The sequence below is a fragment of the Levilactobacillus spicheri DSM 15429 genome (genome assembly GCF_001435095.1).
GTDB classification, from domain to species: domain Bacteria; phylum Bacillota; class Bacilli; order Lactobacillales; family Lactobacillaceae; genus Levilactobacillus; species Levilactobacillus spicheri.
On sequence record NZ_AZFC01000036.1, the window covers coordinates 49,606 to 76,080 of the forward strand.

The window sequence follows — 26,475 nt, forward strand, 5'->3', positions numbered from 1 at the left end:
TTTTGTTTAAAAAAACGACGCTCCGGTCCAAGACCGAAACGTCGTCCATCATCCCAATTTAAGCTTGAGCATCCGAGGTGTCGTCGTCATCCAACGTATGGGCCAAGACCCCGTTGATGAACCGCCGGGACCGGTCGTCACTGAAGTTCTTGGCAAGTTCCAAGGCTTCATTGACGGCGACCCGGTTCGGGACGTCACTCACGTGTTCAATTTCGAAAAAGGCGATGCGCATAATCACTAAATCAGTTTTCGCGATTCGTTGTAACTGCCAACCGGTGCTCAGGTACTGACTGATCTGGGCATCCAGTTCGCTTTGGTGGGCCAACACGCCCGTAACCAACGTCTTCAGGTACTCGGGTACCGGAACGATCTGGTCGGGGTCATCGGTCAACACTCGTTGGTACAACGCATCTTGATCGGCGTCAGCGTTAGCATTAAGGGCGAACAGCATCTGAAATGCTCGCTCCCGAATTTGATGTCGTGTAAGTGTCACGATTGTTCACTGTCTCCTTCATCTGGCTGGTTGAACAGGTGATCAGGATCGACCTGCTGCGCCGTCTTTTCGGGAATGACGCCTTCCACGTGAACGTTGACTTCACGCAAGTCAAGGTCTGTCATGAACAACAATTGTTGCTTCACGCTGTCTTGAATGGCCAAAGCAACCTTAGGAACCGCAACGCCGTAGTTCAGGTACACGTAGACATCAACGGCGAGTTCGTCACCGTCAAACGTCAGCTTCACGCCCTTACCGTGTTCCTTACGACCGAAGAGTTCGTTCACGCTGTTGGCCAAAGAACCACGCATCCGTGCAACACCATCGGTTTGGCTAGCCGCAATGCCCACGATAATCTCGAGGACTTGTGGTGCCACCTCAATCTTCCCCAGTGCGGGTTCCTTTGATTCTAAAATGATATTTGTATCTTCTGCCATTCGTAGACCCTCCCTTACGAGTTGAACTTCAGGTAATGTCTGTAATTCGCGACCCTAGGCCCGTGAAATGTACGTGGAGTCTTGAGTGTTGATGGACAGCTTGTCGCCTTCGTTAACGAAGAATGGCACTTGAACGACCAAGCCCGTCGTCATGGTTGCTGGCTTGGAACCGCCGGAAGCGGTGTTCCCCTTGATACTTGGTTCCGTAGAAGCCACTTCCAAGACAACGGTGTTCGGCACTTCAATGCCCAACACTTCGGAGTTGTATTGAACCAAATCAACGTTCATGTTTTCTTGCAAGAATGGGAGTTGATCCTTGATGGAATCATCCGGAACTTCGATTTGTTCGTAGTTGTCCGTGTCCATGAAGACCCGGCTGTCGCCGTCTTCGTACAGGTACTGCATGGAACGGGTCTGAATGTCCGCTTGTTCCATCTTAGCACCGGCACGGAACGTCTTTTCTTGAACGGCACCCGTCCGTAAGTTCTTCAGCTTCGTCCGAACGAACGCGCCACCCTTACCTGGTTTAACGTGTTGGAATTCCAAGATCCGCCAGATTGCGTGATCCACTTCGATGGTTAAACCGTTTTTAAAATTAGCAGTAGAAATTGCCATAATGTCAGCCTCCTAAAAGATGTCCTCTTTATAATATCAATTCTACCCCCTAAAAAGCAAGACAAGGGGTGAGCTTACAAGATAATTAAATTTCGGGGGACCGTCGTCAAGACGGTGTGCCCCGTGGCGGTCACCTGCAAATCGTCTTCAATGCGGATGCCGCCCTGTTCTGGGAAATAGACGCCGGGTTCAACGGTGATCACTTGGTCAGTTGCCAAACGATCCGGCCACCCCCGACCGATGTTCGGCCCCTCGTGAATGTCGAGGCCGATGCCGTGACCGGTCCCGTGGATGAACGCCGCCCCGTAACCCTGTTCGGTCAGGTAATCCCGACCGATGCGGTCTAAGGTGTCGCCCGTCACGCCGGGACGCACGGCGGCCATGATCTGCTCCTGAGCCGTCTGAACGGCCTGGTAGGCCCGTTTTAACGGCTCACCGGGGTCGCCCAGGGCCACGGTCCGGGTCAGGTCCGACGTGTACCCATCGACGTAAAACCCGCAGTCGATGGTCACCAGCTCGTGCGCCGCCAGCGGCTTATCGCTGGCCTGCCCGTGGGGCCACGCCGAGCGGGGACCACTGGCCACGATGGTGGGAAAACTCACCCCCGTGGCGCCATGATCCTGCATCCAGCGCGTCAACCACAGGGCCGCGGCCCGTTCGGTCATGCCGGGGTGCAGCACGTCCAAGAGGGCCGTCACGCCGTCGCTGGTCAGCGCCGTCGCCTTCTGCAGGGCCGCCAGCTCGGCGGGCTCCTTCACCTGACGCAGGTCGTCGACCACGTGACTTAATGGCACCGGATCGGCCACGAGGTGCTCATCCAGCCAGGTAAACGTCTGCAATGGCAGCGTGTCTTCCAACCCCATGACGGTGGCCCCGTCGGCCGCTAAGACCTGGTTAACGGCTTCCAGGTAGTTCCGGGTGATGACCCGGTCAATCGTGGGGATTGTGTGCTTCAGTTCCGTTTCGTAGCGGGCATCGGTGATGAAGACCACCCGTTTTTCCGTGACCAGCACGTACCCGTCGCCGGGTTCCACGCTGGTGCCGACCAGGTAGGCTTGATTGCTCGCCGCCTGGACCAAGAAACTATCAATGCTCAACGCTGAAAACCGTGCCCGTAACCGGGCAATCCGACTCGTCGTCATGATCATCCCTCCCAGAGTTTGGAACAAAAGAAGAGCTCAAAGCGAATTGGTCTCGCCTCAAGCTCTTCAGTCGTACGAGGAAAACCTCGTGTTATTTAGCTGCTTCTTCGGCAACTGGGTAAACGGATACTTGGCGCTTGTCGCGACCTAAGCGTTCGAATTTAACCACACCAGCAACCTTGGCAAATAACGTATCGTCACCACCGCGACCAACGTTAACACCTGGGTAGATGTGCGTCCCGCGTTGACGGTAAAGGATAGAACCACCGGTTACAGTCGAACCGTCGGCAGCCTTCGTCCCAAGACGACGACCAGCAGAGTCCCGACCGTTGGCAGTGGACCCACCACCTTTATGGTGAGAGAAGAATTGTAAGTTCATGTTCATCAGCATATTGTTTCACCCCCGTGAAGTTAGTTGGTGACCTTGTGATAAGTCACAAAGTCGGTATAATTCGTGGCGACATCCCGTAATCCATCCGCAAAACTCTGGAGGATTGCTTGTCCCTTCAATTCGGTCGTTGCTTCCAGCTTTGGTGGCAGGTGCACTTCCAGAAAGCCCCCTGCCTGATCACGATTCTCAACGTCTATTGGAATCTGTGCGACCCGTTGTAGCCCGTTGACCGTCGTAATCGCAAGCACCGAAACCGCAGCACAAACAATATCTTGGCCATATTCGCCGGAATCGGCATGACCCGTGATTTGGAATGAATCGATCCGTTGAGATTCATCATAGTGAACCGTCGCTTGAATCATGGGCGTCGCTCCTTTAATCTTTACGCGTTGATAGCGTCAATGACAACCTTGGTGTATGGTTGACGGTGACCCTTCTTCGTGTGTTGGCCCTTCTTAGGCTTGTACTTGAACGTCACAACCTTCTTTTCCAGACCCTGCTTTTCAACAGTTCCAGTAACAGTTGCGCCATCAACAGTTGGCGTACCAATCTTTGGCGTATCGCCGCCTACGAAGACAACTTGGTCAAAAGTGACCTTTGCGCCGGCCTCAACGTTTAACTTTTCGACGTAAACAGCTTGGCCTGCTTCGACCTTGTACTGCTTACCACCCGTTACGATAATTGCGTACATCTATGTGCACCTCCTTGTGATTTAAGACTTAGACTCGCCGAAAGCAAGTGACCCGTAGGTACTTAAAGCTTGCCCCGAGCGGTTGCAGCTGTGGAAGTCCACAAATACAACATGAAAATTGTACCGGAAGTGCCCCCTTCTGTCAAGGAGTTTCGGTTGACAATGCTCAAAAACTTTGCGGCAGGTCTGCGGGCCGCCACAATCGCGGCCAAACAAAACTGCCACCCCAACGCCCATCCGGACGTTTAGGCGGCAGCCGTGCTCGGTTCGTTTAATAGTTATGCGCTTGCCGGTCTAAGTTGACCTGCCGCTTCGCTTCGTATGCGGCCTGAATCTCGTCTTGGCTGAAGCCAAAGTCGACGAAGCCCCACTTGAGAAACAGCCGCCACGCGTGGCGGAAGTCTTCTTGGCGGTGCTCGAAGTGGCTGTTAAAGACCATCCGCTTCAAGATCAGGTACTGCTGATCCGGGTCCTTGGCCGGGCGGCTAGTCGCCAGCGCGGTCAGGTCCTCTTCCGTCAGCATGATCAGGTGCGTCCAGGTCTTCTTCGCCGCGACCAGGAAAAAGAAGTCCATCGCGTCGGTGTACTCGGTGAGCAGCGTCTGCCGGGGCGTCTGTCCGGCATCGGCCTTCCCCCGGTGCGTCTTCCAGACCTTGAACCACTCCGAGGTGTTGGCCACCTCGGCCAGTTCAACGTCCAGCGCCACGTAGGCGTTCTCAATCTGATGCGGCCGGGACATCTCGATATCGCGGTCCGCCGTGATCTGCTCGTCCAACGCAATCGATTGCTGGACCAATTTTGCCAGTTCTAACACTTCCAGGCCTCCTAACCGAAGATCAAGGGATCGGAGACAATCTCCAGATCCATCAGGTTCTCTAGGTACCAGTCCCGGATGAACGGGTATTTCAGCAGCACGTCGAACCAGGAGATCTTCTGCTCGTTGTCGTGGACCGTCAGGACCCATTCCGGTTGGCCCTCCAGCTGGTTGTTGAAGATGTCGACCACGACGTCCTTATCCAGCGCAATCCGGGCGCCGTTCCCGTTGGCCCCGTTGGTCAGCATGTAGTCGTTCTTCGCCGCCGAGACAAACAGACGGTCGACCACGCCGGCGGGCAGGTCCGCCGAATGGACCTGGTAATTCTGCCGGTTAGCAGCATCCAAAATGTTGAAGTCCACGGAGTACCCGTAGTCTTCTTTTAAGTAGCGCGCAAAGTCGACCAGGATCTGCACGGAGGTCTTCACCGTTTCGGCGGGCACCGTGTCGTGCAGGTCAATGATGAACAGTTGCGTTAAGGCGTGACTGTTGAAACGGAACATTTTCCGCTCCAAGTTTAAGTAGAACAGGGACTGACCCGTGGCCCGTTCCCGGTAGAAGACACCCCCATTTTCGGAAGTCTCGACGCGGAAGTTGAAGGTCCCCCGGTCGCCCAGCGGCGTCAACTCCTGGGTCAGTTCCTCGTGGTGGTCGTGGGACTGCAGGATGACCTGGTTCCCCTGGTCGTGCAGTTCCAGCATCCGCGACATGAACAACAGGTAATAGTCCGCGTTGGTGTACTGGTGCGGGAAGGTCACAAAGTCGGAATCCAGCTGGAAGTCCGCCAGCTGAGTGGCGGCCGCGACCAGCTTATCGGGATCGGACGTCTTGATCAATTGGTCCATCAGTTGCGTGAACTTTAATCCGGTCTGTAACCCCGCCTTGATGGCCTCGTTATAGTTCAGTAACCGGCCGCTCGTCGTCAGCGTTGAGGGATCGTTTTCGTTAATCATCGACGTTCACCTCGCCCTCACTTTGGCCCTGGCCGACTAAGCTGTTCAGGTAATCGGCGTACAGGCTTTGGTTGTGTGCCTCAAAATGTTCGAAGTCATCGAAGGCGTCCCGAATACTCTGCTTCTCGTAATTCAGGATGGTGTCTTCCTTCGACAGCACCAGAATCTTGTCGTCGTTGGCCTTGATGGTCTTGTGGGCGTTTAACGCCTGTTCGTCCTCGTCGGCTAACTTGGTCAATTGGTCAATGATGCCCTGACGTTCGTCCTTGATCTTCCCGGATTCCCACGGCATACTGCTCTTTTGACTGTTCTCTTTCAGTTGTTCCCGTAATTTCGTTTTTTCGTTGTCCCGGACCGACTGCGCGTCCATCAGCTTCTGCAGTTGCTCGCTTTCGGCGGAAATGGCCTCGATCTTGGCCGTGTTCAGCCGTTGGTGTCGGCCTTCCAACTCGAAGGACGTCCGCAACTTGTCGTACTCGCCCTGATCGAATTGGAAACGGACATCCACGACGTCCAGTTCCCCGAACAAGCGCCGGTCCCACCAGTTCCCAAAGTAGATGTGGAAGCGACCGGTCGTGTATTCTTCGTAGTAGAAGAACGGGTAGATGTGCCCTAAGTAGTCGATCAACTTATCGCTCAAATAGTGACTGATCTGGGGATGGATGTTGTCGACTAACTCGGCCAGGTGGTCCACACTCCGCTTGGCGCGGGTCTTCTTCACTTCTTCACTGTAGCGCGCTTGGTCTAACAGTTCGTAAACTTTGCGGTCATCACCATGCTGAACCGCCGCCTGTAATGTGCTCAAGTAATCGAGTTTATTGGCAATTGCCTGGGTTAAGACGTCGGCAGCACTTGCATGCTGTTCTTGATTTTCCATGAATTATCCCTCATTCTCATGTTCTTAGGCATTGCCGTGAACATTGGTTATACGTTCATGTTACCAAAAAATGCCGGAGAATAAAGCAGTTTAGCCCATTTTTAGGAGAAAACAAAAATTTTTTTATAATCACGATTATGGGGACCACCGAAACTTAACCGGACCTTTACACGGCAAAAAAAGAGCTTGGGACAAAAGTCCCAGGCTCTTAAGTGTCTCTGAATAGTTGGTGTCGAAACGTGCGCCAAAAGGCAGCTGGTTCCGCTCTCTTTACGTTTTAGTACAATTCTAGGTACTGATCGCGTTCCCACTGGGAAACCTGCGTCCGGTAGGAATTGTATTCCAAGTTCTTGGCTTCGATGAAGCTCTGGTAGAGGTGGTCCCCCATGGCATTGCGCATGGTCTCGTCCGCCGCCAGGTCCTTCAACGCGTTGTGCAACGTGTCTGGTAAGTTCGTGATGTGGTTTTCCTGACGCTCTTCGGCATCCATCCGGTAGATGTTCCGGTCAACGGCTTCCCGTGGCGCCAACTTGTTCCGTAAGCCATCCAAGCCGGCTTCCAGAACCGCCGCGATCGCCAGGTATGGGTTGGCTGCGGGGTCCACGCTCCGAAGTTCCAGCCGCGTCGACAGGCCCCGCGAACTTGGGACCCGAATCAGTGGCGACCGGTTCGACCCGGACCATGCCACGTAAACGGGCGCTTCATAACCAGGAACTAACCGCTTGTAACTGTTGACGATGGGGTTGCAGATGGCGGTAAAGCTCCGGGCGTGCTTGAGTAACCCACCTAAGAAGTGGTAAGCATCCTCGGAAAGTTCCATCTCGCCCTTCTCGTCATAGAAGGCGTTGCCCTTGTCGTGGAACAAGGACATGTTCAGGTGCATCCCGGAGCCGTTGATGCCGGCCAATGGCTTTGGCATGAAGGTCGCGTACAGGCCGTACTTCCGGGCAACGGTCTTGACGACCAACTTGAAGGTCTGGATGTTATCGGCAGCGGTCAGGGCATCGGCATACTTAAAGTCGATCTCATGTTGACCAGGAGCGACTTCGTGGTGGGCGGCTTCGACGTCAAAGCCCATCTCTTCAAGTGTTAAGACGATTTCACGCCGGCAGTTTTCCCCGAGGTCCATCGGGGCCATGTCGAAGTAGCTTCCCTTATCGTTTAGCTCGGTCGTCGGCTTGCCGTTCTCGTCCATCTTGAACAGGAAGAATTCGGGTTCGGGACCGATGTTGAAGGCGGTAAAACCAGCCTTACGCATGTCGCTTAAGACCCGGATCAGGTTGTTCCGCGGATCGCCTTCGAACGGCTTGCCATCTGGCGTGTAGACTTCACAGATGACCCGGGCGATTTTGCCCCGTTCCGTACTCCACGGGAAGATCATCCAGGTGGACAGGTCGGGGTACAGGTACATGTCACTTTCTTCGATTCGCACGAAGCCATCGATGGAGGAACCATCGAACATCAGCTTGTTATCGAGTAACTTCCCTAATTGGCTGACGGGCACCTCAACGTTCTTAATCGTGCCAAACAGATCGGTAAACATTAACCGCAAGAACTTCACGTTTTCATCCTTCGCCATTTGACGAATGTCGTCCTTGGTATATGCCGGTTTTGCCATTCAAATCGCTCCCTATCAAATTTTTGATTGCCAAAGTATTGCGTCTACAATATGGTCTATAGAGGTCGGCGTTGGTCCAGTCCATCTTGAGGATGGCCCAATCCGCCTTGCCGAATGAATTCATCTTGCAATATTCGTCGGACGTCGGCGTCCGTTAACGGCCGATCTTGCGCCGCTTTGCGGTCCGCCTGGGCCTGTGCTTGCTGAGCATAGATGGCCTTGATGCCGGCGATGTTGACGCCATCATCCAGGTAATCCTTGATCTCCAACAACCGGTCAATGTCGTTCAACGAATACATTCGACGATTGCCATCATTCCGCTGGGGCATCACCAGCCCCTGCGATTCATAGTAACGAATCTGCCGCGCCGTAAGACTCGTCAGCTTCATGACGGTACCGATCGGCAAGACGGCCAACGACCGCCGTAGTTCTTTTCCTTTCAACCTACCGGCCCCTTTCAACTATACCGATATCATACCACGTCCCAGAAACACGTCAAGCTGGGATGTCACGTTTTATGACATTAGTCGGTATTTTAACCGAATCTTTAGTTAATCGTAAAAACTAATTGTGTCCCCATTGACCGACCCATTCGTCAATCTGGGCTTGCTGTTCCGGATGTTGGACCAGGTCGAACCAGGTCGCCGTCGTTTGGTTCCGGAACCAGGTCAATTGACGCTTGGCGTAGTGCCTTGAATCCTGTTTGACGTGGTCGATTGCACTAGACCAATCTTCCGGGTGGTCGATGACCGGCAGCAGTTCGCGATAGCCGATCCCCGTGGCCGCGGGAAGCGCTTGGCCGCCCTGGTCGGCCAACCAACGGACCTCCTCGAACAGCCCCTGCTCAACCATCAGGTCGACCCGCTGATTGATCCGCCGATACAACAGGTCCCGGTCCGTATTCAGCGCCAAGTACCGTTCATCGTACCGCGGGCCCTGATTCGTCTGCTGGGAAAACGGCTGTCCCGTCACCTGGATCACCTCCAGGGCACGGACGGTCCGGCGCACGTTGGTCGGCGGAATCTTGCCGGCGGCCACGGGGTCCTGAGCCTGCAGCTGGTGCCACAGGTACGCGGCCCCCTGCTCCTGGGCCACCGCCCGCAAGCGGTCCCGCACGGCGGGATCCCCGGGGGCGTCGGCGCCGAGTGCCAGGCCGTCGAACAGCGCCTGCAGGTAAAAGCCGGTCCCCCCCGCGATGATCGGCAGGTGTCCCCGCGCGGCGATGGCGGGAATCAAGCGTTCGGCTGCCGCCACGAACTGAGCCACGGTAAACTGCTGGGTCACGTCACAGACGTCGATCAAGTGGTGGGGGGCCTGGGCCTGTTCGGCCGGGGTGGCCTTGGCCGTGCCAATGTCGAGGTGCCGGTAGACCTGCATCGAGTCCCCGGAGATGATTTCCCCGTTAAATTTTTGGGCTAAACGAATGGCCAGGGCCGTCTTCCCCACGGCGGTCGGGCCCACAATTGCCAAAACTTTTTGCATACTTTCGATCCTCTCGTGTTGAACTGAAACGTGCCGTCATCGATCCCGGCATCGGCAACGGGTGGCCGCCCTGCGCAACGACGTCCTCCCTGGTGACTGACCCGGGTCGAGTTCCTAGATTTAGGGTACCATAATTCGCGTGGTGACCGGGAAAATGTTGCTGATTGTCGGGTAAATCACTAGCTATTTAGGGGAGAAACTTGCATAATGGAAGCGGATAAATCAATTTCTCGCCGAAAGGGGTCATTTACCATGAAACATTTCACGAAGGGCTTCCTGTTTGGAGTCGTGGCCACGGCCAGTGCCGTTGCCGGGGCCGTCTTCTCGTTTAAGAAGAAGGTCGTTCAACCCATTGAAGAACAAGAAAACCGGTTCGAAGAAAACCGGAAAAAGGCCAACCGCAAGAGCCATTCCGCTCACCACGTTTAAGGCCAGTTAAAAAGAGTCTGAGACGATCGTCTCAGACTCTTTTTTGGGATTCTGGTGGCGAAACGTGTGCCCACAGGCAACTGGTTCCGCGCGTTGCTTAATACTTGGTCTTTTTCGTTTTCCCCTGCCAGCGAGCGTACCCGGTCTTCAAGATGAAGATCTGGGTGTAGCCCTCCTTGCCCAGCATGAGCGCCGCCCGCGTACTCAAGGCCTTGCCTTGATCGTACAGGTAGACGGGTAAGTCGGAACGCAACTCCGTGTGGTAGGCCTTGAAGGTCGAGTAAGGAATGTTCCGGGCCCCTAAAATGTGACCCGCATCAAAATCCTTCTTTTCCCGTAAGTCGACCACCTGCGCCTTCCGGAGCCCCGCCTGAAACGTCGGTTCGTCAATGACCGTTGCGACTTGATTCCGCCGGATAACCGTCACTAACTGCCAACCGCCCCATACCACTAAGAGCAAGATTAGAATGAGCCAAGACACCGTTAATCCGGAAATTGCACCAATTACCAAAACAAAATCGTCCTTCCTGATGGCTTACGCCAATATTAGTTAGTTTTCTGGAACCGCAGCGCTAATGAAGCGGCCCCGATGACCCCTGCGTCGTTCCCTAATTGGGCCAACCGAATCTTGGTTGAGTCCCGAACGGCTGGGAACGCATTTTCTTGGAAGTACCGCGTCGTTGGTTGTAACAACGTGTTACCGGCGTTGGACACGCCCCCACCAATGATAATGTTGGCGGGGTTCAAGATGTTGGCCACGTTGGCCAGCGCCAGACCTAGGTAGAAGGTCACCCGGTCAACCACTTGGTTAGCCAGGATATCCCCGTTATCGGCCAAGTAGAAGATCATCTTGGACGTCACGTTTTCCTGGTTGTCTTCCATTTCCTTTAAACGAGACGTTCCCAGGAAGTCCTTAGCCATATCGTTGGCCACGTGGACGATCCCGGTTGCCGAAGCGTATTGCTCCAAGCAGCCCCGCTTGCCACAGTTACACAGGTAGCCGTTAGGTTGGACGGTCACGTGACCGAGTTCGCCGGCCCCACCATTGACCCCGTGGAGTAAGCGACCGCCGGCGATGACCCCACCGCCGACACCGGTGCCTAAGGTGACGAAGACCACGTCTTGGTCCTTCTCACCGGCACCCTTCCAGTATTCACCCAGGGAAGCCACGTTGGCGTCGTTGTCTAAGACAAACGGCAAGCCCAGGGCCTCTTGGATCTGGTCACGCACCTGTTGCCGGACCTTCCAACCCAGGTTGACCGCAAAGAGAACGATTCCATTTTCGATATCGACCGGACCAGGAACGCCCATTCCGATGCCTAAGAAGTCATCCTTACTAAATTCTGAGCTCGTAATATGTTCGTTGATTGATTGAATGATGTTGGGAACAATGTGCTTTCCGTCATCACTGGTCTCCGTCGGAATGCTCCACTTCGTCAAGATCTCTCCATCAACCGAAATGAAAGCCATTTTTGTGGTCGTCCCACCTAAATCAATTCCGATTAAATTCCGTGCCATAACTCTAAATCCCTCCAATGGATTGGTGTTGATTTCTTGCCCGCTGTTCCTCCAACCGGTGTTCATGTGTCAGGACTAATTTCGCTTGAACAAAGGTCTGCTCATCGACCACCCTTGCTTGCCGCAGGTGGTCGAGTTCCAATGCCATCACTTCAATGTCCCATAAACGCTTGCCTACGTATACATAAATTCCGAATTGTTTAAGTAGCTGCTGAACATCATATAACGTTTTCATTGTGCCACAACCTCCGTCAAATTGCACGAGACATTTTACTTGACTACTGAGCCATTCCGTGCAGATACAACCAGACCAATCCCGCGACCAGGACCACCGTGGCAATGACCCGCTTGATTGCAGAGACTTTACCAATTCGGGGAACACCGACCAAGTAGGCCGTCAAAAAGCCCGCAAATAATCCCCCGATGTGACCCGCCAGGTCGATCCCCGGCGTGAAGACATCAAAGGCCAGGTTCATCACCACGAACGCCAAGAAGGTCCGGGCCAACGACCGAATCGTGGGATTCTGCCAAAACGACTCGCCCAGCATCATGAAGGCGCCAAACAGGCCAAAGATGGCCGTGCTGGCCCCCGCCGACAAGCTGTCCGAGAAGCAGAAGCTGGCCACGTTGCCCCCGATACCAGCCACCAGGAAGATGACCAGGTACCGCCAATGACCGAAGGCGGCCTCAAGTTGCATCCCCACGAAGTACAGGGTCAGCATGTTCAAGAGGATGTGGGTAAACCCGATGTGCAGGAAGACGGGTGTCACGAGACGCCACCACTGCCCCTGCTGGATCAGCACGTTGATTTTAGCACCAAATTCGATCAGGACGTTGACGTTGGTACTGCCCCCCGCCAAGGTCATGGCCAGATAGACCAGCACCATGACCGCGATGAGCCCGACCGTCATATAGGGCGTTTGATCCAAGCGCCGTAACCGATACCGGAATTGATTCACAAGAAAGTCTCCTTTATGCGTTCACTGAATTTAACACGGCGTCGAGCCGCACGTCGAAGTCCTCGACCGGCCAGCTCGGGGTGGCCGCCTGTTGGGCGGGTAACGCCAAGGCCACCTTGAAGCCGGTGGTCCGTGGCAGGTAGCGGTCGTAATAGCCGCCCCCGAACCCCAGCCGTTCGCCGCTAGCGGCAAACTTCAGGCCCGGCACCACGATCAGGTCCAGCGCCCGCGGGTTCAGGATCAGGTTATCCTGGGGCTCACGGATACCGAACTTGGTGGTCACCACGGTCGTTGCCGCCGTTAGGACCCGAAAGGCCATCTGCCGGTGCGGCAGCGTCTGGGGCACCACCACGGTCTTCTGCGCGGCCCGGGCCGCCGCGATGATGGGCGCCGTATCCAGTTCAATGGCACTGCTCAAAGTCGTCGCCACCACTTGGGCCGCCTGCCACTCGGGCCGTGCGAAGAGCTGCCGATAGAGCTGTTGACTGGCCTGCTGGCGTTGTTCGGCCGGTAGCTGCGCCAGGGCCTGAATCGTTTGTTGTCGTAATGGGGCTTTATCCATTCGGTATCAACCTCCCATAAAGAGTTTATCCTAAATGACGCGATTCCAAAAATAATTCGTCCAAAAAAATGGGGTGGTCCCGACGGTTCTCGTCCGACCACCCCATTCAGGGACAAAAAAAGGTGCGGACTTTCGCCCGTACCTTTTACTTCGTTTCGCGATGCAACGTAACTTTCCGTTCGCGAGGGCAGTATTTCTTGAATTCTACCCGATCCGGGTTATTACGCCGGTTCTTGCTGGATAAGTAGTTGCGTTCGTGACATTCAGTACATTCTAAAGTGATGTGGACACGCATTGTGGGTAACCTCCCAACTTGTTCAGAATTACAGGCATGAGCCTTAACTCGTAATATATTACCATTAATCGGTGATAATTACCAGTCCTTATCCAAATAATGTTAAGGGAAATTACTTTACACGTCTCCTAGCCCGCCGTGTTCTGGGCGGAACCAGACTTCGTGGCCTTGGTTGGGTTCGTCAACGTGGAGGTCGACTGGACCGTCTTCCAGTAAGCCGCGTAGATCTGCTTGGCCAGCTTCATGTTGTTGTCTTCGTCGCTGGTACTCAAGTTTGGCATCGCCAGGGCCACCACGACCTGTGGATCGTTCGATGGCGCGTAGGAGGCCAAACTCAGGGTTACCGTCGAATGTCCCTTGTAGTAGGTTTCGGCAGTCCCCGTCTTGGCGGAGATCCCGGGGGAGATCGACGCCAGTTCGGCCCCGGTCTTGTAGGTGTTGGTCCCATGAACCACGTCATAGAGCCCTTCCTTGACCAGCTTCTTCTCCGCCTCCGTCATGTCGATGGTGTTCAGGACCTTCGGGGTCACCGTGGACTTGACCGTCCCCAGCTTCCCATCCGAGGTCGTCCCCCGAATGGCCTGAACCACGTGCGGCGCGATCCGCGTCCCACCGTTTGCCACGGTCGACATGTATTGGGCCACCTGCATGGTGGTGTAGGCATCGTAGTTCCCGAAGGCTAAGTCCAGGGCACTCCCGATGTTCGTTTTAGAACTGGACCCTTCCAGCCCGGTGCTTTCACCCGGCAGGTCGATCCCCGTCTTGACCCCTAAACCGAATTGGTTGAAGTAGCCCCGTTCGATACTGAAGGCCTTGGTGCTCATGTTCAAAGCACCGCCCGCCACGTAGTTGAACTTGGCTTCCTTCATGGCCAATTGCATCATGTAGGAGTTAGAGGAAACTTCCAGGGCCGTCGCCGCGTTGACCGCGATGTTGGCGTTCCCGCTGTGGTTGAACCAAGACGACTTCTTGACCCCACCGGTGTTGATGACCTTATCCGTCAAGGTGTTGTTTTCCGGCGTGATCACGCCATCCATCAACGCCCCGGAGACCATGGCACCCTTGACCACGGACCCCATGACGATGTCGCTGTTAATGGTGCCCAGCGCGTTATCCGTCAGCTTCCCGGTCGATGGATTCCGGTCGACCCCGGCGATCCCGATGACCCCACCGGTATTCGGGTTCATGACCACGGCGTAAGTCCCGGTCGAGTAACCCCCGGCATTGGATTCGGCAGACCGGACCAGCTTTTGGAGCTGCGTCTGGAAGGTCGAGTTGATGGTCAGCTGAAGGTTGTCCCCCTTCTGACCGCCATACTTCTTGACTTCCTTGGTCACGGTACTGTTCCCCGCGACCTCGACCTGCTTTTCAGCCTTGGTCCCCCGCAGAACGGATTCGTACTCCTGTTCCAGGTAGGACTGGCCGACACTGTCGTTTCGTGAGTATCCCTGGGCCAGTAATTCGTTGATCTGGTCACTCGGTAACCCCGTCTTTTCGGACGAGACCGTCCCGATGATCGACTTGATCGACGAGCCGTTCGGGTAATTCCGGGACCAACTCGTGCCGACCTTGACCCCGGGCATCTCGGACAGGTGTTCCCCAATCTCGGCAATTTCCTTGCTGGAGACACCCGAATCCTTGATGTAGGTGGTCGACAGGGCGTAGGCCCCGCTCATCTTGGCAAAAATCTCGGCCGCATTCTTCTGCGTGGCGTTCAGGCTAAAGGACGAGTCGTTTTCCAGATAACTCAGTGCCTTGTTGTAGCGTTCCGTCACCGAATACTGCTTGATGCCCGGAATCTTCTTTTCCACGGCCGCCAACCGTTTCGTATCCGTCAGGTAGTAGTCGATCTGTTGGCGGGGCGTCAAGGAAGACGTCGACACCGTCAGATACTGGCCCAACTTGTTGGCGATCCGGTACATATCCGTTGAGAGGACGTTGACCCCCTTCGTATAGGCAATGGCTTGGTGCGCCTTGTTCCCAACCAAGACCTTCCCATTGGAGTCGTAAATCATCCCCCGTTGAACGTTGGTCGTTTCAATGGTGGTATCGGTCTGGTTCACTTGGGCTTTAAGTTGCGCACCGTAGATTACTTGCAGGTAGGCCAATTGGCCAATCAGCGCTGCAAATAACAGGGCAACAATAATGAAAAGAAAGTTTAACCGAAACGGAATCGAGGACTTAGTGGGTCCGCCACTCGATCGTTGGTTCCGATTACTAACGCGATTATAAAAATTCTTCACAACAGCTCTGCTCCTTATTGTACTGCTACTATTTTACCAAACTTCGCCTCGCTCCACTATCCCGCTATCGAAATTTAATGATTCTATGCTATTCTAGGTAGTTGAAAGCAAAATGTACAGGTTCCCAATGAACCTTTTATAATTTCTAAAGATTGAGGTGGCTCTTTTTTGCAAACCAAGAAACGGCGGAAAACACTCACACAGCGTCAGTGGACGTTGTTGGGCACGTTTCTAACGCCCTTAATTATCATGACGGCCTACTTTGCCTACCGGCAGATGGCCCCGTTTGGATCGAGCAGCTTATTGACGGTTGATTTGGGACAACAGTACGTGGACTTCTTCGCCTACCTACGGCGGACCCTGCTCCACAACCCCAGCGCCATTTTTTATTCCTTTAGTAACGGCCTGGGCGGTGAGATGGTCGGCAACTGGGCCTATTACCTGCTGAGCCCCCTAAACTGGCTGCTCCTCGCCTTCCCCGGCGCCCACCTGAGCAGTGGCATCTTCCTACTGACGGTGCTCAAGTATGGCCTGGCGGGCCTCAGCTTCGGCTGGCTCTTGACCAAGGTCACGCCCCACACCGGCCTCGTCGCCATCACCCTCTCCACGGCCTACGCCTTGATGGGGTGGACGATCGCCAACCAGCTCAACATCATGTGGCTGGACGCCCTGTACCTGTTGCCCCTGATCTTCTACGGTCTGCGGCAACTGATGCTGGCCAATCACTGGCGCGGCTACCTCTTCTGGCTGACCGCCATGCTTATCATTAACTACTACATGGCTTACATGATTTGCTTGTTCATGATTCTAACCTTTATTTGGCTGGCTGTGGAGCATTTTAGCTCCTGGCGGACGCTCGCCTTACAAGCCGGCCGGTTCGCGCTGGGGTCCCTGATCAGTGGCCTCTTGGCCGCCGTTGTCCTGTTACCGACCTGGTGGTCCCTGACCCAGAGCAAGGCCCAGTACACGGTCACGAGTTTCAAGTGGAAATTCGAGTTCTTCCCACCCAAGATGGTGGCCAAGTTCTTCATGGGGGCCTTCAACTTCGACCAGATGCCGGACGGGACCGCCAACCTCTTCATCGGGGCCATCGCGTTGCTCGGCGCGCTGTTCTACTTCGTCGACAAGCAGCAGAAACTTCGCAGTCGGATCACCGCCGGCCTGATCACCCTGTTCCTGGCGGCCTCGCTGTGTGTCCAACCCTTGGACCTGCTGTGGCACGCCGGGCAATTCCCGGTCTGGTACCCGTACCGGTTCTCCTTCGTGGTCGGCTTTTGGCTGATCTGGCTGGCCGCTTTGACCCTGCGCCCGAATTTCCGTCCCGGGCCGTTCGCCACGGCGGTGGTCACCTTCATCGTGGCCGCGGGGTGCTTCTATGTGGGGGAGAACCTGAAAAAGTTCGCCTTCCTCCAGCAAAACGCCTTTTGGCTGGGCGCCTTCTTCGTGGTCATCGCCCTGATGATCTACACGCTCCCGGTACTGCGGCGGCACTGGATCTTCCCGCTGATGTTCTTCGTGATCGGCGTCACCGAAGTCACGGCCAACGCCTTTCTTTCATTAAATAACATCAGTTACGTCTCCCAAGGCGAATACGCCAACTACACCAACGAATTGCAGAAGCTGGTGAACAAGACCCAGCAAAGTGACCACGGCTTCTACCGCATCGGCAAGACCTTCCTGCGGACCAAGGGGGACGCCTTCCAGACCGGATTCAACGGCGGCTCGGTCTTCTCCTCGGCACTGCCCAAGGCCACGCCGACCTTCATGGGCAACATCGGCAGTCCCGACGGCGATGGGTTCGTCGAGTACAGTAACGGGACGCTGGTCACCGATTCCCTGCTGAACATGAAGTACTACTTCCAGCAAAAGCAGCTCTCCGGCGCCCTGGCCGGTTCTAACCTGCTGCCAGCGGATACCAACAAGGCCGACCTAGCTTCTTACCAGGCTGTCCGCCAAGACCACTGGGCCACGACCTACCGGAACCCGTACGCCTTGCCGATGGGCTACGCGGCTAACCAGGACATCCTGACGTTGAAGAACACCACGGCCGACCCGGCACAGTACCAGGCCAATTGGCTGGCGGCCCTGACCGGGAACCAGCAGGACCAAAAGCTCTACTCGGCCGAGAACTTTAACCAGGTCACCTTCCAAAACATTAATCAACAAACCAAGATCACCGGCGCCATCCTGCAAAAGAAGAGTCTGCTGAAACCCGCCAGCATCACGCTGACCTTCAAGCCGACGACCAACGACGCCTATTACCTGACGTTTGGATCCACGGTCAACCCGGACAACGCGACCTTCGTGCTGAACGGCCAGACCCTGAACCAGTACAAGACCTACCGCAACACCATCATGGTCAGCGCGGCGGATCACGCCAAGGGGCAGACCATCAAGCTGACCATTCAGCTTAAGAAGGGGTCCCTGTGGCTGCAGAACTTCACCCTTTACCGCCTGCACACGGCACAATTCAAGCGCGCCGTCACCACCCTGCAACAGCACCCGTGGCAGCTGACCAAGCACACCGACAGTGCCTTTGCCGGGACCGTAACGGCGACAAACGCTCAGCAGGTCCTAAACACCTCGATTCCATACTCGCAAGGCTGGCGTGTGCGGGTCAATGGCCACCGGGCCAAGACCTACAAGACCGTGGGGATGTTTACCGCCGTCAAGTTGGCCAAGGGCCGCAACCACGTGACCTTCACCTACTGGCCACCCCTGTTGAATCTGGGCCTTCTGCTCAGCGGCCTCACCCTGCTGCTCACGCTCGGCATCGGCTGGTGGCGCCACCGGCGTGCCAGTCGGTAACGACTGGTTAGAATAGTTGCTCACCTCTGTTGCGCTAACACCGTCCGTTACCCCTGAAAGAGCGAGACCAGTTGGCCCCGTTATTAGCCTAAAACAGGATCAGCACATCACCCGGAACCTATAAAAACAGGAAGAAAATTCTCAATTTTCAAGAGAGTTTTCTTCCTGTTTTTTGTTTATTCCTCTATCTCCGAACTTATGGTGCCGAAACGTGCGCCACAAGGCAACTGGTTCCGCTTAATAGTTAACTGCCTTCTACCCCACGCTTAAGCGGCCTAAAGTTCCCCGTTTTCCGTGTAAATGTAGGTCGGACCATCCGTTTGGGGATCGTAATCGATGGTGAGGTCGTACCCGATGAAGAACCATTCGTCCCCCTCGGTGATGTAGTACGTCACGCCATCCTTCTTCGTCGTCACGACCGGGTCCCGCGGGTTATCGTCGGGGGTCATGCCCAGAGAGAAGCCTTGGTGAACGGGCGTCTTCCCGTAGACCTTCCCAAAGAACCGCACGCCGCGGCCCGTCATGCCCATATCATTTTGGAACCATTCACTTGCTCTATCCGTGACTGTAATCTTCATATTTACAAGACCCTTCTTGATTAATCGGCTGTGAATCCGTTTTCACTTACTTTTATAACATGAACCGCCCTTGATTAGCAAGGGAAACCCCTAATTATATTGTTCACAATTAAATATGGCTGACCGTTTATCCCCCGTTTTTAACCCGCCGGCCACTAAAAAAAAGAGCCCCGACCGCAGTCGAGACTCTTCGTGATGAACGGTTAGTCGACGGAGATGACCTTCACCGTCATGTCACCACCGGGCGTTGGGAACGTCACGTTTTCACCCACGCGGTGACCTAACAGGCCCTTCGCAATCGGTGAATCGTTCGAGATCTTCCCTGCCATGGGATCGGCTTCAGCCGCCCCCACGATGGTGTATTCCTCTGGATCTTCATCCGGTAACTCTTGGAACGTGACCTTCTTACCCACGGTAATCTCGTCCTTATCCGTTCCATCGTTATCGATGATCTGCGCGTATTGCAGCATCCGTTCAACGGTGCTGATCCGCGTTTCCAACATACTTTGTTCGTCCTTGGCTGATTCGTACTCGGAATTTTCCGAAAGGTCCCCGTAGGAACGGGCGATCTTGATCCGTTCAATGACCTTTGGCCGTTGAACCATCTTCAGGTCTTCTAATTCGGCCTCCAGCTTCTCCTTACCTTCTTCAGTCATTGGATACATTTTGTCTTCTGCCACAATGGCCACCCCTTTTTCTCTAATTAAGTTAATTGTTCGTCCTGACCACCGGCCCCGCTAAGTATTCGCGGTCCGGGGACGCTTCCCGTATGAAGGGAACCCCACCATCTTAAATGGTCGTGTCTTGATTGTCAAAGACTTCTTTGTTGCCGTGCGCCGCCAAGATGGCCCGAATCTTCGTGACCAGCAGGTCGATGGCGACCTGGTTCTCGCCACCCTCGGGCACAATAATGTCCGCGTAACGCTTGGTTGGCTCGACGAATTGGTGATACATTGGCTTGACCGTCGCCAAGTACTGGCTAATGATCGATTCCAGTGGCCGGTTCCGTTCGTTCATGTCCCGTTGGATCCGCCGAATGATTCGGATATCATCGTCGGTGTCGACGAAGACCTTGATGTCCATCAGGTCCCGCAGCCGTTCGTCATCCAGGATCAAGATACCTTCCAAGATGATGACGTCCCGCGGTTCCTGATGAATCGTTTCGTCACTCCGGGTGAAGAGACTGTAGTCGTAGACCGGCTTCTCGATGGGCTCGTAGCGTAATAACTGCTTTAATTGGGCAATCAGCAGATCCGTGTCGAACGTTAACGGGTGGTCGTAGTTGACCGCCTTCCGTTCCTCCATGGTCATGTCCGCTTGGTCCTTGTAGTAGGAATCCTGTTGCAAGATCATGATGGAGTGTCCCACTAATTGATTAAAAATTGCCCGACTAACGGTCGTCTTCCCGCTACCGGAACCCCCGGTAACCCCGATAATGATTGGTCGTTTCTTATCTGCCAACGTTGTCGCCATCCTTCTTTACTTGTTATCGCTGGCCAGCGAACTGGTCAACGCTTGATGCTGTGCGTAGGTCTTGGAGAAGTAGACCTTCCCCGTCTTGGTATTTGCGATGAAGTAGTAGTAATCCTTGTTCCGTTCCGCCGGATGCAAGACCGCCTTGATCGACGACGTGCTCGGGCTGTCAAACGGTCCCGGACCATACCCGGTGTGCACGTACAGGTTGTACGGTGACTTCACCTTCAGGTCCTTATAGGTCAACGTCTTCTTGGTGGTCCTCAACGCGTATTGCACCGCGATATCCGACTGTAGCGCCATGTTGGCGTCGATCCGGTTCAAGAAGACCCCGGCGATCTTGTTGCGATCGGATTGGCTGACGCCTTCGCGTTCCACCAACGAGGCCAGTGTCAGGGTCTCCTGTACCGTCAGCTTCTGCTTCTTGATGGTCTTGTAGCTGCCCGCCAGGTTTTGGTTGGTCTTCGCAACCATTTCCGTGACAAGTTGCTTGAGGGTCATCTTTTTGCCAGCTTGATAGGTTGCCGGTGCTAAGTACCCTTCTAAGCGGTACCGCACGTTTTTCGCCTGCTTGGCCGAGCTTAACAGCTGTGGGTACTTGGCGGCCAACTGGTTAAAGAAGCTCTGGCTCTTCATCAGGCTCATGAATTCCTTCTTGGTGAAGTCGGTCTGAATCGGGATCTCCGCGGCCAACTGATCGACCGTTTCGCCTTCACGGACCAGAACCTTCCCCGCCGTACTCTGAATCGGTTCCGCCGAACCGCCCAGCTGTAACTGCTTAGCGATGGTGTTCAGGGTCATTGACGGCTTCAACTGGTAGTAACCCGCCCGGAAGTTGGTGAACTTATGGGACTTGACGTAATAGTTGAAGACCATCCCACTCTTGACCACTTTTTTGTCCTGCAGGATCTGTCCAATCTTATTGGACGTCGCCCCCATCGGCACGTGAACCTGCACAACGTTGTCGTTGCTGGTATCCAACGGCTTCAGGGCCGACTGGAAGTAATTATACCCGATAACCCCGATGGCTACCGCTAAAATGACCAGTAAACTGGCCACCCCAATCATAATACGCCGCCCGAACGAGCCCCGCTTGCCACGGGTCTGTCGGGTTGGCGTGGGATCTGTGCCATTATCCAACTTATTTCCTCCGTTCTATGCCATAGTCCTCTACATTATACAGAATTTCGGGGGCTACGAAAACCGGCAAAGGTCACTTTGACTAAATTGTAATCTTTGGGTTCTAAGAAAACCGCGTTGACCCCTCGGTCGCACGCGGTTTTCTGGAAATATTAACGAATTTCGGCACCTAACTCATCTTGTAAGCGGTGGCTGACCTTGTCAAAGGCCTGGTTCACGGCATCGTCCACCAAGGTGGCGTGCTTGTCCTGGTAAGTCAACGTGTAAGCCAGGGACTTCTTGCCCTTAGGCACCTTCACGCCGGCATAAACGTCGAACAGCTTGACCGATTGCAGGTAGGCACCGCCGCGCTTTTCAATCAGGTTAACGACCTGTTCGTTGGTCACGTCGTCGGCGACCAACATCGCGATATCCCGCGTAATCGCTGGGTAACGTGAAATCACGTCGTACTGGTTCTCCTGCTTTGGCATGTCGATGATGGCCTGCAGGTTCAACTCGAAGACGTAGGTCGCCCCGATCTTGAAGCGTTTAGCGATCGTCGGGTGAACCTGACCCAGGTACCCGATCCGGTGACCGTGGACCAGGATGTCCGCCGTCCGCCCCGGGTGCATCTCCGGCATGTCGGCATTTGGCACGTAGGTCACGTCACCATTTACAGCCATGTCTTGGAGATAGGCTTCCACCATTCCCTTGACCTGGTAGAAGTCGACCGGCTTAGCGGCCTGGTCCCAGGCTTCGGGCATCAGCGTGCCGGTCACGGCACCCGCGATGTGTTCCTCTTCGCTTGGCCGGTCGGTCCCGTCCTCCCGGTAGAAGACCCGTCCCTGTTCGTACAGGGCCACGTCCTTCACCTTCCGGGCGGTGTTGTAGGCGATGTCGTCTAGCAGACCGGTAACCATGTTCATCCGCAACACGGCGTGGTCCACGCTCATTGGCCAAGCCAACTTGGTGACCTCACTCGGCCGCATCAGGAACATCTTGGCCTTATCTTCCGTGGTCAACGCGTACGAGATGGCCTGGTTCAGCCCCAGCCCCTCGAGGGAATGCCGGGTAGCCCGCATCAAGCGTTGAGCGGCCGTTAAACGACCCTGCGTCATGCGGCCCGTTGGCAACGTGGCCGGAATGTTATCGTAACCGTAGATTCGCGCGATTTCTTCCAGCAGGTCGGCCGGGATGTGAATATCGTTCCGCCGAATCGGCACAGTCACGGTCAACTGATCACCCGCAACGGCCACCGTGAAGCCCAGCGTTTCTAAGATGTGGGTGACCCGTTCCATGGACAGGTCCATCCCCAAGACGGCGTTCACGTGCGTCAGCGTCAACGGAATCACGGCCGGTTCCGGCACACGGTTGCTGCCCACGGCCGTTCCGGTCTGCACCGTTCCAGCCGCCAGCTCATCGAGCATCTGGGCCGCCGCATCCAGGGCATCCTGAACGCCGGCCTGGTTCACGCCCCGTTCGAAGCGTTGGGAAGCGTCGGTGTGCAGGTGGTGGCGTTGGGCCGCCTTGCGGATGTGGACGGATTCGAAGACGGCCGCTTCGATGGCGACCGTCGTGGTCTGATCACTGATGGCGGTCGATAGTCCGCCCATGACCCCGGCCAACGCGATAGGCGCTTGACTGTCGGCAATCACGATATCCGTGGGATCCAGTTCGTGGTCGTTTTCGTCCAGCGTGGTCAGCTTCTCCCCCGCCTGAGCGGTCCGGACGTAAACGTCTTGGCCGCTGAACTTATCGTAGTCGAAGGCGTGCAACGGTTGGCCATACTTCAGCATGATGTAGTTGGTCACGTCCACCACGTTGTTGATGGGCCGCATCCCCGCGTTCCAGAGACGGACCTGCAGCCACATTGGGCTGGGCTTGATCTGGATGTTCCGGACTAAGCGCATCCGGTATTGGGGCGACAACTGGTCGTCTACGTGCAGGGTCAGCTGATCGGCGATGGCGTCGCCGGTCTCCTTGACGGCTGGTTGGTCCAGCGTGACGGGCTTGTCGTAAATGGCGGCCAGGTCACGCAGCGTCCCGTTCAAGCTGAGCATGTCGCCCCGGTTCGGCGTCACGTCCAGGTCGATCAGGCTGTCGTCCATGCCTAAGATGTGGAAGACGGGCTCGCCAGGGGTCGCATCGGCCGGCAGGACGTAGATGCCGTCGGCGTATTCCTTCGGGACCACGTCTTCGCTAAAGCCGATTTCTTGTAAGGAACAGATCATCCCGTCGGATTCGACGCCCCGCATCTTGGAGCGCTTGATCTTGACGTTGCCGCCGATCCGGGAACCGGGCAACGCCACGATGACGTTTTGGCCCGCCGCGATGTTCGGCGCCCCACAGACGATCTGTGACGGTTGGTCGTCCCCGACATCGACCTCACAGATGTGCAGGTGATCGGAGTCCGGGTGGGCTTCCATGGCGTTCACGTGCCCCACGACGACCTTCTTCAAACCATCGGCCGGCCGCGTCACGCTGTCGACTTCGACGGAGGTCCGTTCGATCTTTTCCGCCAAGTCAGCGGCAGAAACATCTAAATCCAGGTATTCTTTAATCCAGTTATATGAAATATTCATAGGTGGCGGTTATCCTTTCTTCGTGAATTGGGTGAGAAAACGCACGTCGTTTAAGTAGAAGTTCCGGATGTCGTCGACCCCGTACTTCAACATGGCGAACCGGTCGGGCCCGACCCCAAAGGCGAATCCGCCGTAAACATCGGGATCCACGCCGGCCATCTTCAGCACGTTCGGGTGAACCATGCCGGCCCCCAGCACTTCGATCCAGCCGGTATTCTTGCAGACGTTGCAACCCTTCCCGCCACAGTTGAAGCAGGTGATGTCAGCTTCAACGGAAGGTTCCGTGAATGGGAAGTAGCTGGGCCGCAACCGCACGTCGAACTTGTCGCCGAACAATTCGTGGGCCAAGACCTGCAGGGTCCCCTTGAGGTCTGCCATGGTCACGTGCTTGTCGATGACCAGACCTTCCACCTGATGGAATTGGTGGGAGTGGGTCGGGTCATCGGTGTCGCGCCGGTAAACCACGCCGGGAGAGATCATCTTTAACGGGCCCTGGCTGAAGTCGTGCTTCTCCAGCGTCCGCGCTTGCATGGGGGACGTCTGGGTCCGCATCAGGATCTCCTTGGTGATGTAGAAGGTATCCTGCATGTCCCGGGCGGGGTGGTTCTTCGGCAGGTTCATCATCTCAAAGTTGTACTTGTCTTCTTCCACTTCGGGGCCGCTCAATACTTGGTAGCCCATGCCCAAGAACAGGTCTTCAATCTGGTCGATGATCTGTTGGATCACGTGGGGTTCCCCCTTGGCGACCGGGGTGCCGGGCAGCGTCACGTCCAGCGTTTCCTTGGCCAACCGCGCGTTCAAGACGGCGGCTTCCAATTCCTCGCGCCGCTTGGCCAGCGCCGTGGTCAACGTATCGCGCACCTCATTGGCAAACGCCCCTACCTTGGGCCGTTCTTCGGCGTCCAGGTCCCGCATCCCCCGTAAAACCTCGGTGATGGGGCCCTTCTTACCCAGCAGACTGACCCGGATCTGGTTGACATCCTTTAAGTCCGAAGACTTCTGGATATCGGCCAGGCCGTGCTGCTGTAATTCCGTTAACTTATCCTTTAACGACATACGTCATCCTCCATTTCTTCTTATCCCGACACCGGTGCGCGTCGCCAGCGACCCACAAAAAAAGCTCCGCCCCTCTAAAAAGAGGGACGAAGCATTCGCGGTACCACCCTGATTCAGCGTCGAGACGATTCTCGACGCCACACTCAGTTGTGATAACGGCCACTCACCGGTTCGTCATTCATCGCAGTGCGAATCCCGACGACAACTCAAGAACTGAATTCACCCGAGTAGAATTGAGGCTGACTTCCAGTCACGACCAGCCCTTCCTGTCAAATTCTTCCGGCTACTAGGTTTCTTTCATCGTTTTTGTCTGATTACGTAGTCTTAGCCTACCGAACTTTCGGGCAACTGTCAACTACTTCTCTGCGGCCTCGACCGGACAAGACCACTTGTCCGACCAGGCGTGAATCGCGGTCATCACGTCGCGGAATTCCAACCCCTTTTGGGTCAGATCGTATTCGATCAGGGAACTGTCCGGATACGTCCGCCGCACGATAACCCCATTTTGTTCCAATTCCTTTAACCGTTCCACCAGGACCCGGTCACTGCACCGGGACACCTTGTGGGCTAAGTCGCGGAACCGTTGTGGACCGTCTTCCAATAACACGTCGATGATTAAGCCGTTCCACTTCTTCCCTAAGAAGGTGAAGGTTTGCTCCAAGCGCGGACACAGGGTAAAGTCGACCCCGGATTCTGCCGGCGCATCAGTAGACATCATTTGCATATTCTTCCCTCCCTTTGTCCGTGACCCTACCGCCGTTAAGCGTTGGGCGTTAACTTTGCTAAAATCGAATGCATCTGTTTGCGGGCGGGCCCCATGAACTCGTGGACCGCTTCGTAATCGTCCACGAGGGAAACGATGACGCTCTCACGGTACCGCGGCGTCGCCAACGTCGCCCCCCACATATGCTTAAGAATAATATCCTTTTCCATCGGGGTCAGCGTCGTCAATTTCTCGGCGTTGCGCAAGGCCACCCGTGGATGGATGAAGGCGTGCGACCCTAGGTCAAACTTGGTCGTGCGCCAGTCATAATAAAACAAATCATGAAGCAACCCACCCCGCGCGGTGGCCCGAACGTTCAAATGGAGCTTCTTTGCAATCAGGTAACTGTTATACGAAACCGAGATGGAATGGTCCAACCGGTTAGAGTGATGATGCTGGGTATAATTCGCCAGACGTTGTACCGGCTCCTGCGCCAACAAATCAGAAACGATCGCAAGGTATTCGGGATCATCACGCCAAGTTAATTTGGTCATAGAATGCTTCCTTTTCATTATAGAATTATGCTGTGACTTTGAGTACCAATAGTTACCCTGTATTTTACTTACTTTTGGTCAAA

At 55.3% G+C, this 26,475-nt stretch carries 30 protein-coding genes and 2 other annotated features; of the genes, 2 read left to right on the forward strand and 28 right to left on the reverse strand.

Translation table 11 applies throughout. From position 1 onward, the window contains the following. Positions 1 to 58: 58 nt before the first annotated feature. The 13 genes from nusB to miaA form a co-directional block, all read right to left on the reverse strand. A complete protein-coding gene (gene nusB / locus FD37_RS11775; protein WP_045806719.1) occupies positions 59 to 493 on the reverse strand; it encodes a transcription antitermination factor NusB in 435 nt (144 codons plus the stop codon). Beyond that, positions 490 to 930, reverse strand: coding sequence for an Asp23/Gls24 family envelope stress response protein (locus FD37_RS11780; protein WP_045806720.1), 441 nt, complete (start codon positions 928 to 930; stop codon positions 490 to 492). Before FD37_RS11780 ends, nusB begins: the two co-directional genes overlap by 4 nt. Positions 931 to 984: 54 nt before the next feature. Beyond that, positions 985 to 1,545 (reverse strand): elongation factor P, encoded by a 561-nt coding sequence (gene efp, locus FD37_RS11785; protein WP_056965417.1) that lies wholly within the window; start codon positions 1,543 to 1,545, stop codon positions 985 to 987. A 74-nt stretch (positions 1,546 to 1,619) separates the two neighbouring features. Further along, a complete protein-coding gene (locus FD37_RS11790) occupies positions 1,620 to 2,687 on the reverse strand; it encodes a M24 family metallopeptidase (protein WP_056965418.1) in 1,068 nt (355 codons plus the stop codon). A gap of 91 nt (positions 2,688 to 2,778) precedes the next feature. Continuing rightward, complete coding sequence (gene rpmA / locus FD37_RS11795) at positions 2,779 to 3,078, reverse strand: 50S ribosomal protein L27 (protein WP_011667706.1); 300 nt, start codon at positions 3,076 to 3,078, stop codon at positions 2,779 to 2,781. Between the two features lie 20 nt (positions 3,079 to 3,098). Further along, entirely contained in the window at positions 3,099 to 3,440 is a 342-nt protein-coding gene (locus tag FD37_RS11800; RefSeq protein WP_056965419.1) for a ribosomal-processing cysteine protease Prp, read from the reverse strand. Positions 3,441 to 3,460: 20 nt separating this feature from the next. Beyond that, positions 3,461 to 3,769, reverse strand: coding sequence for a 50S ribosomal protein L21 (rplU, locus tag FD37_RS11805; RefSeq protein WP_045806724.1), 309 nt, complete (start codon positions 3,767 to 3,769; stop codon positions 3,461 to 3,463). A 20-nt stretch (positions 3,770 to 3,789) separates the two neighbouring features. Then, positions 3,790 to 3,863: a sequence feature (ribosomal protein L21 leader region), on the reverse strand. Between the two features lie 177 nt (positions 3,864 to 4,040). Next, on the reverse strand, positions 4,041 to 4,583 hold the full coding sequence (locus FD37_RS11810; protein WP_056965420.1) for a dUTPase: 543 nt from the start codon (positions 4,581 to 4,583) through the stop codon (positions 4,041 to 4,043). 11 nt (positions 4,584 to 4,594) lie between these two features. Continuing rightward, positions 4,595 to 5,536, reverse strand: coding sequence for a hypothetical protein (locus tag FD37_RS11815; RefSeq protein ID WP_056965421.1), 942 nt, complete (start codon positions 5,534 to 5,536; stop codon positions 4,595 to 4,597). Further along, positions 5,529 to 6,413, reverse strand: a complete 885-nt coding sequence (locus FD37_RS11820; RefSeq protein ID WP_045806727.1) for a hypothetical protein — start codon at positions 6,411 to 6,413, stop codon at positions 5,529 to 5,531. The genes FD37_RS11815 and FD37_RS11820 overlap by 8 nt, the downstream gene beginning before the upstream one ends. 277 nt (positions 6,414 to 6,690) lie before the next feature. Continuing rightward, positions 6,691 to 8,031, reverse strand: coding sequence for a type I glutamate--ammonia ligase (gene glnA, locus FD37_RS11825; RefSeq protein ID WP_045806728.1), 1,341 nt, complete (start codon positions 8,029 to 8,031; stop codon positions 6,691 to 6,693). Between the two features lie 56 nt (positions 8,032 to 8,087). Beyond that, a complete protein-coding gene (locus FD37_RS11830; RefSeq protein WP_045806729.1) occupies positions 8,088 to 8,474 on the reverse strand; it encodes a MerR family transcriptional regulator in 387 nt (128 codons plus the stop codon). A gap of 121 nt (positions 8,475 to 8,595) precedes the next feature. After that, on the reverse strand, positions 8,596 to 9,513 hold the full coding sequence (miaA, locus tag FD37_RS11835) for a tRNA (adenosine(37)-N6)-dimethylallyltransferase MiaA (RefSeq protein WP_056965422.1): 918 nt from the start codon (positions 9,511 to 9,513) through the stop codon (positions 8,596 to 8,598). A gap of 252 nt (positions 9,514 to 9,765) precedes the next feature. Here miaA and FD37_RS12670 point away from each other — a divergent pair, with 252 nt between their 5' ends. Next, a complete protein-coding gene (locus FD37_RS12670) occupies positions 9,766 to 9,942 on the forward strand; it encodes a DUF3042 family protein (protein ID WP_045806731.1) in 177 nt (58 codons plus the stop codon). A gap of 97 nt (positions 9,943 to 10,039) precedes the next feature. Here FD37_RS12670 and FD37_RS11840 read toward each other — a convergent pair whose 3' ends face one another. The 7 genes from FD37_RS11840 to FD37_RS11865 form a co-directional block, all read right to left on the reverse strand. Next, positions 10,040 to 10,453 carry a rhodanese-like domain-containing protein gene (locus FD37_RS11840; RefSeq protein WP_045806732.1) on the reverse strand — a complete coding sequence of 138 codons (414 nt, stop codon included), beginning with the start codon at positions 10,451 to 10,453 and terminating at the stop codon, positions 10,040 to 10,042. 35 nt (positions 10,454 to 10,488) lie between these two features. Continuing rightward, positions 10,489 to 11,460 (reverse strand): ROK family glucokinase, encoded by a 972-nt coding sequence (locus FD37_RS11845; RefSeq protein ID WP_045806733.1) that lies wholly within the window; start codon positions 11,458 to 11,460, stop codon positions 10,489 to 10,491. Between the two features lie 4 nt (positions 11,461 to 11,464). Further along, the gene (locus FD37_RS11850) at positions 11,465 to 11,695 is read right to left on the reverse strand and encodes a YqgQ family protein (protein ID WP_045806734.1); all 231 of its coding nucleotides are present in this window, start codon (positions 11,693 to 11,695) and stop codon (positions 11,465 to 11,467) included. A gap of 43 nt (positions 11,696 to 11,738) precedes the next feature. Beyond that, the gene (locus tag FD37_RS11855; RefSeq protein WP_147007677.1) at positions 11,739 to 12,419 is read right to left on the reverse strand and encodes a rhomboid family intramembrane serine protease; all 681 of its coding nucleotides are present in this window, start codon (positions 12,417 to 12,419) and stop codon (positions 11,739 to 11,741) included. Between the two features lie 13 nt (positions 12,420 to 12,432). Continuing rightward, positions 12,433 to 12,981 (reverse strand): 5-formyltetrahydrofolate cyclo-ligase, encoded by a 549-nt coding sequence (locus FD37_RS11860; protein WP_056965423.1) that lies wholly within the window; start codon positions 12,979 to 12,981, stop codon positions 12,433 to 12,435. A 145-nt stretch (positions 12,982 to 13,126) separates the two neighbouring features. Further along, complete coding sequence (rpmG, locus tag FD37_RS12675) at positions 13,127 to 13,276, reverse strand: 50S ribosomal protein L33 (RefSeq protein ID WP_081721478.1); 150 nt, start codon at positions 13,274 to 13,276, stop codon at positions 13,127 to 13,129. 128 nt (positions 13,277 to 13,404) lie between these two features. Next, positions 13,405 to 15,519, reverse strand: coding sequence for a peptidoglycan D,D-transpeptidase FtsI family protein (locus FD37_RS11865; protein ID WP_082605196.1), 2,115 nt, complete (start codon positions 15,517 to 15,519; stop codon positions 13,405 to 13,407). Positions 15,520 to 15,687: 168 nt separating this feature from the next. Here FD37_RS11865 and FD37_RS11870 point away from each other — a divergent pair, with 168 nt between their 5' ends. Further along, positions 15,688 to 18,327 (forward strand): YfhO family protein, encoded by a 2,640-nt coding sequence (locus FD37_RS11870; protein ID WP_056965424.1) that lies wholly within the window; start codon positions 15,688 to 15,690, stop codon positions 18,325 to 18,327. 275 nt (positions 18,328 to 18,602) lie between these two features. Here FD37_RS11870 and FD37_RS11875 read toward each other — a convergent pair whose 3' ends face one another. From FD37_RS11875 to FD37_RS11910, 8 genes are all read right to left on the reverse strand, one after another. After that, the gene (locus FD37_RS11875; RefSeq protein WP_045806737.1) at positions 18,603 to 18,905 is read right to left on the reverse strand and encodes a HesB/YadR/YfhF family protein; all 303 of its coding nucleotides are present in this window, start codon (positions 18,903 to 18,905) and stop codon (positions 18,603 to 18,605) included. Between the two features lie 203 nt (positions 18,906 to 19,108). Continuing rightward, entirely contained in the window at positions 19,109 to 19,585 is a 477-nt protein-coding gene (greA, locus tag FD37_RS11880; RefSeq protein ID WP_045806738.1) for a transcription elongation factor GreA, read from the reverse strand. 109 nt (positions 19,586 to 19,694) lie between these two features. Then, positions 19,695 to 20,366: a uridine kinase gene (gene udk, locus FD37_RS11885; protein WP_225351205.1), complete on the reverse strand. Its 672-nt coding sequence runs from the start codon at positions 20,364 to 20,366 to the stop codon at positions 19,695 to 19,697. Positions 20,367 to 20,384: 18 nt separating this feature from the next. Then, the gene (gene mltG, locus FD37_RS11890; RefSeq protein ID WP_056965425.1) at positions 20,385 to 21,518 is read right to left on the reverse strand and encodes an endolytic transglycosylase MltG; all 1,134 of its coding nucleotides are present in this window, start codon (positions 21,516 to 21,518) and stop codon (positions 20,385 to 20,387) included. A gap of 152 nt (positions 21,519 to 21,670) precedes the next feature. Next, complete coding sequence (gene pheT / locus FD37_RS11895; RefSeq protein ID WP_056965426.1) at positions 21,671 to 24,079, reverse strand: phenylalanine--tRNA ligase subunit beta; 2,409 nt, start codon at positions 24,077 to 24,079, stop codon at positions 21,671 to 21,673. Between the two features lie 9 nt (positions 24,080 to 24,088). Further along, the gene (pheS, locus tag FD37_RS11900) at positions 24,089 to 25,135 is read right to left on the reverse strand and encodes a phenylalanine--tRNA ligase subunit alpha (protein WP_045806742.1); all 1,047 of its coding nucleotides are present in this window, start codon (positions 25,133 to 25,135) and stop codon (positions 24,089 to 24,091) included. Positions 25,136 to 25,214: 79 nt separating this feature from the next. Then, positions 25,215 to 25,445, reverse strand: a binding site (T-box leader). Between the two features lie 45 nt (positions 25,446 to 25,490). Then, the gene (locus FD37_RS11905) at positions 25,491 to 25,859 is read right to left on the reverse strand and encodes a winged helix-turn-helix transcriptional regulator (RefSeq protein WP_045806743.1); all 369 of its coding nucleotides are present in this window, start codon (positions 25,857 to 25,859) and stop codon (positions 25,491 to 25,493) included. 35 nt (positions 25,860 to 25,894) lie between these two features. Continuing rightward, complete coding sequence (locus FD37_RS11910; RefSeq protein WP_045806744.1) at positions 25,895 to 26,392, reverse strand: HD domain-containing protein; 498 nt, start codon at positions 26,390 to 26,392, stop codon at positions 25,895 to 25,897. Positions 26,393 to 26,475 lie beyond the last annotated feature (83 nt).